The 14,700-nt window shown below is 30.4% G+C and carries 12 protein-coding genes; 9 read left to right on the top strand and 3 right to left on the bottom strand.

Annotation, left to right across the window (positions count from 1 at the left end):
• The first annotated feature begins 56 nt into the window (after nucleotides 1-56).
• The 6 genes from HYG85_RS07540 (at nucleotide 57) to HYG85_RS07515 (ending at nucleotide 5,409) form a co-directional block, all read left to right on the top strand.
• Complete coding sequence (locus tag HYG85_RS07540; RefSeq protein WP_212692964.1) at nucleotides 57-1,124, top strand: LytTR family transcriptional regulator DNA-binding domain-containing protein; 1,068 nt, start codon at nucleotides 57-59, stop codon at nucleotides 1,122-1,124.
• A gap of 166 nt (nucleotides 1,125-1,290) precedes the next feature.
• Nucleotides 1,291-2,136 (top strand): ABC transporter ATP-binding protein, encoded by an 846-nt coding sequence (locus HYG85_RS07535; RefSeq protein WP_212692963.1) that lies wholly within the window; start codon nucleotides 1,291-1,293, stop codon nucleotides 2,134-2,136.
• The gene (locus tag HYG85_RS07530; RefSeq protein ID WP_212692962.1) at nucleotides 2,136-2,852 is read left to right on the top strand and encodes an ABC transporter permease; all 717 of its coding nucleotides are present in this window, start codon (nucleotides 2,136-2,138) and stop codon (nucleotides 2,850-2,852) included. Before HYG85_RS07535 ends, HYG85_RS07530 begins: the two co-directional genes overlap by 1 nt.
• A gap of 65 nt (nucleotides 2,853-2,917) precedes the next feature.
• On the top strand, nucleotides 2,918-4,147 hold the full coding sequence (locus HYG85_RS07525; RefSeq protein ID WP_212692961.1) for an NAD(P)/FAD-dependent oxidoreductase: 1,230 nt from the start codon (nucleotides 2,918-2,920) through the stop codon (nucleotides 4,145-4,147).
• A gap of 531 nt (nucleotides 4,148-4,678) precedes the next feature.
• Entirely contained in the window at nucleotides 4,679-4,864 is a 186-nt protein-coding gene (locus tag HYG85_RS07520) for a hypothetical protein (RefSeq protein ID WP_212692960.1), read from the top strand.
• Nucleotides 4,865-4,914: 50 nt separating this feature from the next.
• On the top strand, nucleotides 4,915-5,409 hold the full coding sequence (locus HYG85_RS07515; protein ID WP_212692959.1) for a hypothetical protein: 495 nt from the start codon (nucleotides 4,915-4,917) through the stop codon (nucleotides 5,407-5,409).
• Nucleotides 5,410-5,423: 14 nt separating this feature from the next.
• Here the strand turns inward: HYG85_RS07515 and HYG85_RS07510 are convergent, their stop codons facing one another.
• The 3 genes from HYG85_RS07510 to HYG85_RS07500 all read right to left on the bottom strand — a co-directional run bounded on the left by HYG85_RS07510 (nucleotide 5,424) and on the right by HYG85_RS07500 (nucleotide 8,353).
• Complete coding sequence (locus tag HYG85_RS07510; protein ID WP_212692958.1) at nucleotides 5,424-6,545, bottom strand: uroporphyrinogen decarboxylase family protein; 1,122 nt, start codon at nucleotides 6,543-6,545, stop codon at nucleotides 5,424-5,426.
• Between the two features lie 125 nt (nucleotides 6,546-6,670).
• A complete protein-coding gene (locus HYG85_RS07505) occupies nucleotides 6,671-7,504 on the bottom strand; it encodes an AraC family transcriptional regulator (protein WP_212692957.1) in 834 nt (277 codons plus the stop codon).
• A gap of 21 nt (nucleotides 7,505-7,525) precedes the next feature.
• Nucleotides 7,526-8,353 carry an AraC family transcriptional regulator gene (locus HYG85_RS07500; protein ID WP_212692956.1) on the bottom strand — a complete coding sequence of 276 codons (828 nt, stop codon included), beginning with the start codon at nucleotides 8,351-8,353 and terminating at the stop codon, nucleotides 7,526-7,528.
• A gap of 179 nt (nucleotides 8,354-8,532) precedes the next feature.
• Here HYG85_RS07500 and HYG85_RS07495 point away from each other — a divergent pair, with 179 nt between their 5' ends.
• The 3 genes from HYG85_RS07495 to HYG85_RS07485 all read left to right on the top strand — a co-directional run bounded on the left by HYG85_RS07495 (nucleotide 8,533) and on the right by HYG85_RS07485 (nucleotide 14,577).
• Entirely contained in the window at nucleotides 8,533-9,564 is a 1,032-nt protein-coding gene (locus tag HYG85_RS07495) for a uroporphyrinogen decarboxylase family protein (protein ID WP_212692955.1), read from the top strand.
• Nucleotides 9,565-9,769: 205 nt separating this feature from the next.
• On the top strand, nucleotides 9,770-11,584 hold the full coding sequence (locus HYG85_RS07490) for a heme NO-binding domain-containing protein (RefSeq protein ID WP_212692954.1): 1,815 nt from the start codon (nucleotides 9,770-9,772) through the stop codon (nucleotides 11,582-11,584).
• A gap of 194 nt (nucleotides 11,585-11,778) precedes the next feature.
• Nucleotides 11,779-14,577: a hypothetical protein gene (locus HYG85_RS07485; RefSeq protein WP_212692953.1), complete on the top strand. Its 2,799-nt coding sequence runs from the start codon at nucleotides 11,779-11,781 to the stop codon at nucleotides 14,575-14,577.
• Nucleotides 14,578-14,700 lie beyond the last annotated feature (123 nt).

Here is a 14,700-nt window from a genome sequence, read left to right as displayed (position 1 = left end):
AATTTACATATATAATAAGTGGTGGTTTATCCTAAACAAGGAGGAATTAAATACATATGAATATATTAAAATTCGAAGGAGTATCCAAAGAAGATAAAAATACAACATTGATTGATGATATATATTTTACATTAGATAAAGGACAAAGCATCGCTATTAAATGTACAGAAGAAATAGCATTGACTATTATGGATATGATTCTAGGAAATATGATTCCATCAAAAGGTAGTATTTTATTAGAAGATATGACACCAAAAGAATATATAAAAACCAATAAACAAAATATAGCAGTAATATATAAAGAAGAAGGATTCTATGAAAGACTGAATATCATAGATTATCTAAAGTTTTTTCATGGATTATATGATTCTGATACTGATTTAGAGGATGTAATGGCTAGATTTGCTTTGTTGGACATTGCTAAAAACAAAATAGGTTCTCTTACTTACTCTGAAAAAAAACGAGTAAGTTTTGCAAGAGCTTTTATTAGTATGCCCAATATATTATTGATTCAAGAACCTACCCTTAATCTTGACCGACAGAGTAATCGTATCATTAGAGAAAATATAATCCATATGAAATCATTAGGAATAACCATATTAGCTTTTTCTATAGCTCTGGAAGATACCATTCTATTAGATGGAGATTCTTATACATTGAATGAGAATGGATTGAAACCTATAGAAAGCGAAATTGACAATGGAAAAGATAATCAAAAAGAAGTACCAGATGAAATACAAAAAGAAACAGAAAGCAAAGAAACAAACGAAATAGAATTACCTAATATAAAAATAGATAAAATACCAACTAAGATAGATGATAAGATAATATTATTTAATCCTATGGAGATTAATTATATAGAAACTCTTGATGGATGTTGTTATATAAATGTAGGAACAGAAAAATTTCAATGTTCATTGACACTTAGCAATTTGGAAGAAAGATTAAAACATATAGGATTTTTTAGATGTCATAGATCATACTTGGTTAATCTTCAGAGAGTAAGAGAAGTCATCACGTGGACAAGAAATAGTTACAGTCTCATATTGGATGATAAGAATAAAAGTTCCATACCATTGTCAAAAGGAAGAATGGAAGAATTGAAGCAGATACTTAATCTATAATTAGATCCATTCAGAGAATTATATACTCCACTCAGCCTTTAACATTGAAATTTTAACCTGAAAAATGCATATTTCAGCAATAATATTACTCCTTTCACAGCATATTTATAGTGCTAAGCCCAGTAATCTGGCATAATGTGCTTAGTTACAGAAAGGAGCAATATTGATGGAAAAAATTATAGAAATGAATAACATTGAGAAACATTTTAAACAAAACAGGGTATTAAAAGGAATTAATTTTTCGGTAGAACAAGGTGAAATTTTTGGATTTCTTGGTCCAAGTGGAGCAGGAAAAACTACTACTATAAAAATATTAACAGCTCAGCTGATACCATCTAGTGGAGAAGTAAGATTGTTTGGTAATAATATCAAATCAATAAAAAACAATATATTTCAACAAATAGGTATCCTGTCAGATAACAGTGGAGTATATGAAAGACTTTCAGTACAAGATAACCTTAAGATATTTGCAGATTTATATAATGTAGATAAAAAACAAGTTGACATAATATTGGAGAGAGTTGACTTGTTAAAAGATAAAAAGAAAGTAGTGAAAAAGTTATCCAGAGGGATGAAACAAAGACTTATGCTGGCAAGAACATTCATACATAAACCAAAACTACTTTTTTTAGATGAGCCAACATCAGCACTTGACCCAGGAACTGCTAATGAGATACATAAATTACTTCTTGAACTGAATAAAGAGGGGACAACAATATTCTTGACAACCCATAGAATGGAAGAAGCAGATAAATTATGTAATCGTGTAGCCTTTTTGAATAATGGAGAGATAGTTGAGGTAGGTAATCCAGAAAAATTGAAATTACGATATGCCAAGGAATCTATAGAAGTGTTATTAAAAGGTAATAGTGAAAAAGTTACTGTTAGAAAAGATACAGATGGATTAGATAAGATAAGAAGATGGATGTCAGAAGATAGATTGCTGACTATTCATTCAAATGAACCTAATCTAGAAGAGATATTTTTAAGTTTGACAGGGAGGGAATTATAATGGGATTTTCCATGAAAAGAATTAATACATTAGTTTTAAAAGAAATAAAAGATTTGCTTAGGAATGTAAATGTATTTGTAGTTAGTCTGATACCTTTGGTAGGTGCAATATTTTTTAGCATGATGGGACCGAAAGAAGAGGTTAGGATGCAAGTATTATTAATAATATTCATCATGAATTCTGCATTGATTACACCAATGACAATGGCAATGCTAATAGCTGAAGAAAAAGAGAAGAATACCTTAAGAACCCTTATGCTTTCAACAGTATCACCAGTAGAATTTCTAGTTGGAAAAGCAATTGTTACTTGGCTCCTTGTAGGTATTACTAATATAGGTATATTCCTTATTATTCAAGCACCTAATAAATTTTTACCAATGTATATTGTAATAGCCTTTTTAATATCAACTATCATGATATTGATAGGTGCAATAATTGGAATTCTTTCCAAAAATGTTATGTCATCAGGAACCAATAGTATGCCGGTTATCCTATTATTCTATTTTATTCCTACTCTAGGTGTAGCCAATAAGACATTATTACATATAGCAAAACTATTACCTACATATCATTCTCAATCATTGATGGACAAGATGTTAAATAACGAAAACATATTTTCTGTAGGTCAACAGAATATCTTAGTGCTATTAGTTTGGATTATAATATCTTTTGCAGGTTTCATCATGATATATAAACGAAAAAGGATTGATGGGTAGGTATAATTAAAAAACATTATGAAGATAATAGAGTTAGAAAAAGTATATTTTGTGGAGATGAGACTATGAAATTAGTAGCAGGTGACATGATTTGGACTAATCTAACTAAAGTACCTAATAAATACCCATATCTAAGTGAAAATATTGAATGTGATGCTCTTATAATCGGTGGTGGAGTAACAGCAGCAATTATTGCTTACTATCTGACTAAAGAAGGTATAAATACGGTTTTAGTGGATAAGAACATCATAGGTTATGGAAGTACAAGAGCATCAACAGCCATATTACAATATGAAGTTGATACTGACCTATGGGGATTATCACATATGATTGGTGAAAAACAGGCTGTAGAATGTTTTAAACTCAGTGAAAAAGCAGTTTTTGATATAAGAGATATTGTTAGCACATTAGAAGATAATTGTGACTTCCAGTTGAAGGAATGCTTATATTATACATCCAATGCCTCACATATTGCCCCATTAAAACAAGAATTTGATATTAGAAAGAAATACGGATTTGACGTTGAGTTTTTAGACAAGAATAGTGCAAAAGATATGTTTTCTTTTTCCCTTGAAGCAGGAGTATATTCAAAATCAGGAGGGGCATTGATTAATCCATACAAATTTACTAATGCACTAATAAAAGAAGCAGTAAAAAATGGACTTACTATATATGAGAACACAGAAATCAATAAGATAAATTGCCAAGATGACCATGTATTATTAGGGACTCCAAACGATTTTAGCATAAGAGCAAAGAAAGTCATTATGGCAGCAGGATATGAAAGCAAGAAGTATATAAAAGAAGATGTAGTAAGTTTGACAAGAACATTCAACCTTGTTACAAAACCAATAAAAGAATTTCATGGGTGGCATAATACCTGCATATTCAGAGATGATAATGATCCTTATATATATCTGAGGACTACAGCTGATAATAGAATCATAATAGGCGGAGAAGATGAAAAAGTAGGTAAAGAGAGTAGTAAGATGTCAAACCTAACTAATGAAGATACGGTTTCTATTAAGAAATATGATATCCTCCTAGAAAAACTCAAAGCATTTTTCCCAGATATAAAAGATATTGAGGTTGAATATAAATTCAGTGGTCTATTTGGTGTAACTAAAGATGGTTTGCCATATATAGGAGAATATCCTCAGATGCCTAATACCTATTTTGCTTTAGCATATGGTTCTAATGGTATTGTCAACGGTATTCTTTGTGGACAGTTGATAAAAGATTTATACCTTAACAATAAAAGACCAGAATTAGATTTATTCAAATTTGGAAGGTAATAAAATATAATTATTTGAAATAATTTCTAATATATATTAGAAGCTAAATGGTCATTATAATATTATCGAGTATATAATGGTTGAGCTAAGAATTGAATATGCTTTATATAGGTATATTCAATTCAACTGAAGATAGTATATAGGTACAAGCTTATATACTGTCGGAAGGAAGGTTTTATGTGGTTAACAATAGTTTTATTATAGTCGAATTTATTTGATTGTAATGAGGCTAGGTATAATCATATAGTGCCGAGCAATAATCATATATAGTGCTTATATTGGTTATATATAGCCGAGAGGTTATATATTGCTGGTATAGTATTATATATGGTTGAACGAACCATCAACTTGGGTAATGAACTGTTGGATTATGGTCCCATATCATAGTCTGGCAAGCAGTTATCTTAGCTGGTGCAAGGTAAATCATTATATACTCGATTCATTATTGCTTCTAACACTAAAAACATAATTGATTAGATTATCATATTTTTGGCGAGAATATAGGAAACAAGCTAATAGAAGGTGAAATAAATGTTTCTTATATACGATAAAAAGACCAGAGAAGCTGTAAGATGTCATGGCCCTAATAGTGGTTTTATAGATAATGATGATAGAGAGCTTAAGAAGGACTTGCATCTTAGAAGTAACGAAGAGTATATAAAATTGAATAAGACATGTATAGATGAGATAAGGAGCAAAGCCTTTGATAATCTATAGTTCTAATCCCTTTTGTTTCTTAATATATTATAAGGACAAGGGGGATTTTTATGTTTATATTAAATATTATTAGTGGTGAACTGATAAATAAGATGTATGGAGAAATCAATGTCATATATGATGCGATCAAATTCATATACAGTTCATTTTTTGTTATAATAAGTCTACTGGTTGCTCTTTTTTCTATTATCTCTTATACTACCATAAAAAAATATTTGCGTAATTTTATAGAAAAAGAGCGGACTAAACTAATGTCAAATATGCTGGAAGACATAGCTGATACCAAACAGGTAATAGGAAAAGAATATCTTGGTGACCATAAATTCATAGATGGTGTTTACATATTTCCAGTTCTAAGTCATAAAATCAGTTTTACACCTAATCTCATCAACAAAATAATACTGACCCCTCTTGAAGGAGACAAGGTTCTAGAATATAAATCATGGGTAAAAAAAGGACAGCTATATATAAAATTTGATAATTTTGATGCCGATAAAGACAAAGGAGTAAATTGGGTGATATTATATAATGATTATTATAAATAAAAAAGTATGGCATTTTAGAATGCCATACGGTCCCAACCTTTATTTTTACCATCCAATGGTGGTAAGCCTAGAATTTCCCTACCAGTATTAACGTAATATATATAATTTTCAAGGGGAGTACCGTTAGGTATACGATGATCTAAACCAAATACCACTCCTCCTTGCTGCATAAGTGGCTGCATTTTGTATTCTAATTCTTTTCTGATAGCTTCTTTGCTTTGTCTTAATACATGTTTGTCAATACCGCCTTTGAAGGCAAGTCTGTTGCCATATTTTTTCCTCAACTGAACAATATCCATACCTGCGGCAGGTTCAGCTGGATACATTACAGTAACACCACAATCCAGAAAAGCGTCAATAACAGCTTCCATATTACCATCGCTGTCTTGGCTGAAGATTCTAGTCCCTTTATTAGATAGCATATCCCAGATTTTTCTATAATAAGGTTTAATGAATTCTGTGATGATATTAGGTCCAATTAGTGAGCCTGATTTTCCCGCCATATCTTCGTGTATAGATAGATTATCAATGGTTACATGTTCGCTCACTCTATCCAATACTTGATAAGAAGTGTTACAAATAGTATCAAGAATATCTTTCATAAGTTCCGGCTGAGTGTAATAGCCTACACATAGTTCTTCTTCGCCCATGAGTTCTCTAGCTTCGTCAAATCCGCCAGGTATTTCAGCTCTTATTAGAATTCCTTGTTTCTGAGCCTTTTTAGCCGCTTCTACAGCATTCCAGTCTATTCTATCTTCACTGAATTCATACATAGGCTTTATTTTTAACCAGCTATCCATGTCTTTTACAGGGTAGTCAAGTGGCAATGGAATAGTAGCTTTGCCTTTACACAACTTGGTTGTTCTGCCCAAGGTATCTGTTTGGATAATATGTTCGCTGGTTTCTTCTATAATCTTAGGAGTCAAATTACTTATACGAAAAGTATTACCACCACAACTAATTTTTGGTACATAATCCCAATCAAAACCAATCATATCAATTTGATCTTGAGTTGCTCCTTGTTTATGCCATTCATCTTCCAATCCTATCAGAGGACCAAACAGTTCTACAAACATTTGACGTTTTACATCCCCAAAAGTCAATAATTCAATATATTCTTCTCTTGTCCATCTCATAAAAAAAGCCTCCACATATACTAGATATTTATGTTCCATATTTGCTTATAGTATATTAGAAAAACCTTAAGATATCCATAGATAAAACAATTGCAGCATGGATTATTGTAATATAAATTCTGGGATTATTTTAAGAGTCCTTGTCTATATTGTGAGGGACTGCAACCTTCATATTGTTTGAAAACACGAGTGAAATAAAACTCATCATTAAAACCTGTTTGTACAGCAATAGTCTTTACATGTAAACTTGTAGTAACCAGCAGGTCTTTACTATGTTCAATTCTGACTTGATTAATATACTCTACAGGTGTTTTGTTGGTAATACTTTTGAACATCTTAGTAAAATGACCACGACTAAGTTTTATCATAGAGCATAACTGGGATATACTGATTGATTCTGTGTAGTGTTCATTAATATAATTAAGGGCTTTTTCAACCCTTGATATGTTTGCATAATTTTTGGGAGGATTATTAAGGTCATACAGTGCTTCATAAACAAATTCTTGAAATAGAATCTTGAGTTTCCACTTATAACTTTCGCGTTTTTCTATAAAGGTTTTATATAATGATTCAAGTGCTTGCTGGGCTTTCAGAGAATGTTGTAGTTGGCTTACAGGTTCCAGTGGCAATCTATAAGATTCTGTATCCATTGTCCAATTACCATCATTATAATTAGTAAGAGCAAAAGAAAAATGCACAGCCAAAAAGTGCATTGGAGGGTCTAGACATGTTCTGCCTGAATGCACAAGATCAGGATAAAAATAGAAAAGCATACCTGGGCGTACAGGATACTCTATACCCTCAACTGAAAAGCTTCCCTTACCCTCAAGGATTAGAACTAATTCATGGTCCTGTATTGTTCTAGTAGGTACACTCCAACCTTCGAATCCTGTCCTATCAATGACAGTACGAATATTTGGCACGATATTTTCAAGATTGTTATTATCTATAGCTTTCATATATAATCTCCTATCCTTTATCTAGCAAAAATGTAGAGGTTTCTTAGCATATTCACGAGGTGCTATTCCAGTTGCTTTTTTGAATACTTTACTGAAATAGAAAGGGTCATTGTATCCTACTAAAACAGAAGTCTCACTAACACTATAACCTATACCAAGGTACTCTTTGGCTTTTTCAATCCTTACCTTAGTTAAATAATCTATAGGTGTATATCCTGTATGTTTTTTGAACAGGCTTCCAAAATATTTTGGATTAAGGTCAATTAATGAGGCTAGATAGCCAAGAGTTATTTGGCTTTTATAATTCTTACGTATATAAACTATGACATCCTTAATCTTTTTAATAGTATTGTCAATATTATCTTCTAGGAGTGATTGAGTATATAATTCATAGAGGATATTAAGAAAGATACTACGACATTTCAGTAGATTATTATTTCCTCCTTCTTCCCATACGGTCGAAAGGTCCTCAAAATATTTATTCAAAATCCCTTTGGAGGGGATGTTGGATTTATTATTAAAGGGTAATTGTTCAATATTATTGGTTATCCATTTACCACCTGAGAACATAGCTTCTAATACATGAAAATTTATACCATAACAATGCATTGGGTTGCTTTGACTTGTGCTATAGCCGTAGGTTTCTCCAGGCGAGTGATAAATCAACATTCCAGATGATAATTTATATTCTTTACCCTTAGAATAAGAAATACCCTCTCCACTTACAACGAATAATAGATTATGAAAATTTCTAGTTGCAATGGGAACAGACCAGTTCTTATTACAGTATCTGTTGGCTATATGTAAAAAATCAGGTATCAGATGATTAAGATTATTAATACTGTTCATTATATATTCCTGCCTTTTTTTATGGATATATTACATTTATTATAAACCATGTTCTATAACTATACAATATAACATTTGATTACATATGAATATATTACATGTTTTATATCTATTATACATGGTGCTTCTTAGAAAAATAGGTTACCATAAGGTAAAATAAAATGAAAAGGGGTTATATAATGAATAGTAAACAGATTATAAAAGATGTCATAGAATTTAATTCACCCAAGAGAATAGGTATGGATTTCAATAAACCTCATCAAGATGATATAGCATGCATATCGGTAACCAAATTGATTAATCCTCTATATGAACATCAAAAGGAATGGGGATATTATGAGGATGCCCTCAGAGAAGTACCTGATTTTCAAGGAGAGGTAAGAAGAGATCCATATGGTAATATTTACGGACGATTAGAGGAAAAAACTAAGGGAGAATGTATTAAGGGAGCTTTGCAGGAAGGTTGGGAATATCTAGATACCTATGAACTACCCAAATATAATGAGGCTTATGAAGAGGAAGTAAAAAGCATAATCAGCAAAAACGAAGATAAATATCTGTTGGGTACATTATCTGTAGCAGTTTTTTCTACCATTAGAGATTTAAGAAAAATAGATAATCTGCTGATGGACGTCATTCTAGAGAAAGATAATGTAATAAAAGTATTAAAAAAGATAGAAAAATTACTTCTTGAGCTTATTGATAAAGCAGGGTCATTAGGTTTTGATGGTGTCATTGTCTATGATGATTGGGGAACCCAAACGGCATTACTTATTAATCCAGTATTATGGAGAGAACTATTCAAACCTATTTATGCCAGAATTGTAAAAGACGCTCATTATAAAGGACTACATTTCTTTGTTCATTCATGTGGATATGTATACGATATCATTGAAGATTTTATAGAAATTGGTGTTGACGTTTTACAATTTGATCAACCTGAACTAGTAGGCATCAATAAATTATCTGACAAATTTGGTGGAAGAGTAACTTTCTGGTCACCTGTGGATATTCAAAAAGTTATGGCTACTGGAGATAAGGAATACATACAAAGGAGTGCAGAAAAAATGATGACTGAATTTGGAAGTTATGGTGGAGGATTTATTGCTAAGGATTATCCCACTTGGGAAGATATAGATGTCAAAGAAGAATGGGCTCAATGGGCTAGAGATGTATTTTTGGGTAAAAGCAAATTGGATGATATAGATTAAGATTATTAACTAATTAGTAATTTCAGTAACCTTTTATATTAGTATATGATATAAATTAGTTAAAAAGTAAAATAATATATGCCATATAAAAATAAAATTAAGATTATATTGTAATTTGTCAAAATCTGTTATAAAATTAACTATATGGAAATTTTTACAAGCAACTTTGAATATCAAATAACTATAGTGTAAGAGGTGAAAATGAGTGAAAGGAACAGTCGTATCAACATGGATCAAAACCTGTAGAAAACAATATTCAGAAAATATAATTAACGAAGCTTTAGAAAATCTAGGATGGAAAGCTAACCAAACGTTTTCACCATTGGAGGATGTGGAAGACACAAGGGTGTTTAAACTTTTTTCTACTATAGCTTCAAAAGTTAATGTTAGTGAAGATAAGTTATGGAAATCAATAGGGAAGGATAATATTAGAACTTTCCAGCAGGATTATCCAGGATTTTTCCATCATGATAATCTATATCATTTTCTAAAATCAATGGATGATGTACATAGTGTTGTCATGAAAAGAATAAAAGGTGCAAAACCACCAAAATTACAGTTTAAGGCTATATCCAGGAGAGAAGTTATTTTTACTTATAATTCTCATAGAGGTATGTTTGATTATTTTATGGGATTAGTCGAAGGTGCAGCAGAATACTTTAATGAACAAATAGAAATTAAGCAGCTTGAAAAGAATGAAAATCAACTAAAATTGAAATTGACTTTCCAAGAAGATATACAATACAAGAAATCATATATAATGAATAAAATTTTATCCTTTGGATTTATAAAAGACGTACATCTAAAGATTTCAATATTGACAGCTATACTAAGTGGACTATTTCTACAATTGGTCTTAGTATTCTTTAATGTACGTGATTCACATATTTTAACTACTGTCAGTATAATAGCAATCAGTCTTTTCTCGGTTTATTTATCATCCAAGATACTGTATAGACCATATAAAGAGATTATAAAGGAAGTTAAGAACTTCAGTAATAAAGATTATACTGTACTGACTAGAATAGAGACAAAAGACCAATTTGAAGAGATTTTCAATGAAATCAATACTTACAAAACTAATATAAGAAGAGATTTTGTTGGTTTCAAAGGATTAGTAGATGAAATGAACACATTCACCAACAGTATTTCAAAGTTTGCTGAGAAAATGGGCAATACTTCAGATGAAATATCAGATGTAGTTGAACAGTTGGCAACAGCGGCAGTAAGCCAAGCTGAAGAAACAGAACATTCCATATATACTTTGAATGATAATGTTGACCAAATCAATAATATCGCTGGTGAAGAACAAAACAATAAAACTGAATTAGAAGGTTCTGTGGACCAAATAGACAATAGCTTCAAAGAGGTAGAATCCACAGCTACAGAGATCAATATGTTATTAGACCGTTTCAAACAAGTACAAGATAATGGATTAAGGTTAAAAAGCAAAGCTGAACAGATTACAGAAATCGTTTCAATCGTATCAGCAATATCTGGTCAAACTAATCTTCTTGCACTTAATGCATCAATAGAAGCTGCTAGAGCTGGTGAAGCTGGCAAAGGTTTTGCAGTAGTAGCTGATGAGGTAAGAAACCTTTCAGAAGAGACTAATGACGCAGTTGAAAAGATAAAGAATAATCTTAGTGAGTTTGTTAGTGAAATAGAGAAACTAGTAGAAGATGTTGCTTCTCAGTATAATGTATTGGTTAAGGAGAATTCAAGTCTAGGTCAAGCCGTTGAAGCTTCCAGTGTAGCTAATGTCAATATCAATACGGTTGCAGATAAAATGATAGATACATCAAAAAGACTAGAAAATGAAGCCAACTCAATGTCAAAAGTGTTCCAAAACATAGAGTCATTAGCAGCTATTGCAGAAGAAAACTCAGCTTCAGCAGAAGAAGTTAGTGCTAATGTAACAGATTATACAGTACATATAAAAGGTATTACAGATAGTATAAGCACTTTCAAGGAAATGACATTAGATTTTAAGGATGAGATATCACAGTATAGAATATAAAATTAAATAAGTTATATGATAAAATCCCACTGGTAATAGGCATAAAAAATCCAGTGGGATTATTTTGTTAATAATTATTTAAAAAAATATATAACATAATTTTAATAACTTACTGTTATTATATATTTTGACAAAATGATTTTGAGCTGATACATAATATAATTTTAGTAAGGCGAAAGGAATGTACTAAAAGTATGAAAAAATTTAATGCAACTATAATAATAATTACTTTTCTAGCTATATTTATTACAGGTTGTTCCACTAAGGATGAACCAACTTCTACTACAGAAGAATCAGGAACAATGTCAGGTAAGCAAGATGAAGAAGATATTAATGATGCAGATTCAAAAGAACAGCCTGAGCAGGAAGCTGACATAATAAGAATAAGCGACCAAGAGTTAAGTATTGATGCTAAAAACTTTACTGAGGATGATTTTAGTATCACCAATGAATCACCTGAACAAATAATTTTTCCTAATGTAATTCTACCTGATGATTTCACAATAGAAGATGTTGTCATTAAGAAACATGGTGGTATTGATTGGAATTATTCCAGTTATGTTTGTTCTTTTCAATTATTGATAGGGAATAAAAAACAAGCTCTGTTTTCGTTTGGTAATGATTATGCTAGTGAAGATGATGAGAGCATTTTAATCAATAGTAAATACAGTTTACAGTCAGGTTATCTAGGATGGGATGACCATATTGTATTATTATCCTATGACAAAGAGCTAGGGGAAATATGTTTTGATTGTACTGATTATTTTAATAAATCAATGATTGACTATAAATTTAAGAATTACAGTGATGCAAGTAACTTTAAGCTGATATCAGCAGGTATAACATCATTTTATTTGATCTATGATAAAGAAGATAAGAAATTCATTGATACATATTCATATGGTAAAGATGGAATAACTTTTGTTAAAAAACAACGATTCAAAGACGATGTAGTTGATATGTATACAAGTGATAACACAATATTTGTTGAGTATAAAAATGAAGATAACCGTTATGTAGCTATATGCAATAAATCTTTTGCTTTATTAGACGTAATTCAATTGGATATAAAAACAGAGATTGATTCAATTAAATATATTCTTGAAAGAAATGAAAAATGTGAGTTGAAATTATATGCTAAAAAAGATGATAAATTATACGAGGCTGATATATCTATAGATAATAATTACCCACAGTTATATTCCTATACAGTACTGATAAACCAAGACCCTAGTTATAATAAAAAGTATGAACACCATTATATTATCAATGAAGGATATTGGATCTTTGATAATGGTAAGATTGTTGAAGAAGAAAAATTATTAGATGGTAATTATAACGGGACCAATTATTTCTTATTAAAAAATGGTGATATAGTAAAAAGTAATTCTGAGTATGATGTATGTTATATATTAGAAAAACCATATAATGGTGTTACCAGATTTATGAATATTGATGATTACTATGTTGGATTAAATGGAAGTGATGAGATATGTTATATTGATGAAGAATATAAAAGTAGAGTTGTTGATAATAATTTCCTAGGTGAAAAAATGTCCTTCGACAATATAATATTTGACTCAGTTAATGAAAATATAACTTACATTAATGCAGAAGAAAAAGCTATATATACTATAAATAAAGAGGGCAAAAGAAAACTTGACACAATCATTCCAGATGAGATTTGGGAAGCTGCTTATGAAGAACAGTATAACAACTATTTAAAGATGGGGTATGATGAAAAAGGAATAGGAATTATCGGATATCAGATCTTATATTATTATGATCGTACTGATAAAGAGTGGAATACCATAAAAACAGAACAAGAGATTAGATACAACCCTGATAATGGATATACATATAGTGATGTGGATAGTTCATATATACTTGATACAGATAAACATATTTTTAAGCCTTATTATATAAATAAATCAGAAATATATAACAATATGGTTGTTGACGATATGTTATATGTCAATATATATTCTGAATATGTAGAGGAAGATGTTATGGAAGATACTAACCACAAAGTCTTAGATTCAGAATATGTACCACTAGAGACACCTAGTGGAAATTATCGTTTAAGTGATTATAAGATGGCAGATAACCACAAAGTTTTTAAAGAATATGAAACCAACTCCCTATATAGTCTTGAAAAGGATAAATGGAATAAAATTATTTCTGAGCCAGTAAGACTATATAGTATTACAGATAAAGGTGTTTTATATACAGGTTTTGAAGATAGAGCATATTTATATTATTACGATTTCAATAGTGGGTCGACCATAACACTATATGATGATTCTTATGTAAGTGACTTGGAATTAATAGGCGATCATGGGTATTTTAGACCAGTTGATGAGGACGTATTGAACAGGATTAATCTTGAAAACAAAATGACTGAATCATTAAAAGTTGAGAATTCAAGATTGCACTTCGAAGCGTCCAATAGCTATATAGCTATTGATGAAAAAGGAAATAATAACATAAATATTATTGACCTGAACAAATTTGAGATAATTGATACTATTGAAGGTTCAGATTTCAAATGGAGTGATGACTATTTATTCTATGATTGTAGTGGATATTTAGTTAAATATGACCCTTCAAGAAAAGAAAGCATAATAATGGCGAACATCACTTATCCATATATACTGGCAATACATAAAGATAATATTTACTTCTTAATCTGTTATGATGGTCCAGCACCATTAGAAATAATGTCTGTAGATAAAATCTATGAGCTTGATAAAAGTGATACAGAAGTAGACTATTATTTATTGTACAATGGTACTGATTATGGTGCTCATCTATTAATATATGATAATAACAAGAAGAGACTAAAAGCTTTGGAAGATGCAGAGACGGTTACTTATGAAGTAAATGAAAATGTCATAAGATACAAAGGTGACTCTTATGAAACTAAGGGTAAATGGCAAGAAATAATTGTGGAAGAGGGAGCAAATGTAAAAGTTATAGTTCCACAGTATTAATCAAAATTAAAGAAAGTATTATAAATTATTAGCTTTTACTTAACAATTTGGGATAAGTAAAAGCTAATTGTTAATATTTAGTAATAGTAATGTAAAATAATTAATAACATATTTTTAATAAAT

Origin of the sequence: Vallitalea guaymasensis, from assembly GCF_018141425.1 — a bacterium.
GTDB lineage: Bacteria > Bacillota > Clostridia > Lachnospirales > Vallitaleaceae > Vallitalea > Vallitalea guaymasensis.
This window is presented reverse-complemented; position numbering and strand designations above follow the sequence as displayed.

Bases quoted from the DNA above. Each gene is read 5' to 3' on its own strand.
- HYG85_RS07540 (WP_212692964.1), top strand. From the start codon at position 57: ATGAATATATTAAAATTCGAAGGAGTATCCAAAGAAGATAAAAATACA.
- HYG85_RS07535 (WP_212692963.1), top strand. From the start codon at position 1,291: ATGGAAAAAATTATAGAAATGAATAACATTGAGAAACATTTTAAACAA.
- HYG85_RS07530 (WP_212692962.1), top strand. From the start codon at position 2,136: ATGGGATTTTCCATGAAAAGAATTAATACATTAGTTTTAAAAGAAATA.
- HYG85_RS07525 (WP_212692961.1), top strand. From the start codon at position 2,918: ATGAAATTAGTAGCAGGTGACATGATTTGGACTAATCTAACTAAAGTA.
- HYG85_RS07520 (WP_212692960.1), top strand. From the start codon at position 4,679: ATGTTTCTTATATACGATAAAAAGACCAGAGAAGCTGTAAGATGTCAT.
- HYG85_RS07515 (WP_212692959.1), top strand. From the start codon at position 4,915: ATGTTTATATTAAATATTATTAGTGGTGAACTGATAAATAAGATGTAT.
- HYG85_RS07510 (WP_212692958.1), bottom strand. From the start codon at position 6,545: ATGAGATGGACAAGAGAAGAATATATTGAATTATTGACTTTTGGGGAT.
- HYG85_RS07505 (WP_212692957.1), bottom strand. From the start codon at position 7,504: ATGAAAGCTATAGATAATAACAATCTTGAAAATATCGTGCCAAATATT.
- HYG85_RS07500 (WP_212692956.1), bottom strand. From the start codon at position 8,353: ATGAACAGTATTAATAATCTTAATCATCTGATACCTGATTTTTTACAT.
- HYG85_RS07495 (WP_212692955.1), top strand. From the start codon at position 8,533: ATGAATAGTAAACAGATTATAAAAGATGTCATAGAATTTAATTCACCC.
- HYG85_RS07485 (WP_212692953.1), top strand. From the start codon at position 11,779: ATGAAAAAATTTAATGCAACTATAATAATAATTACTTTTCTAGCTATA.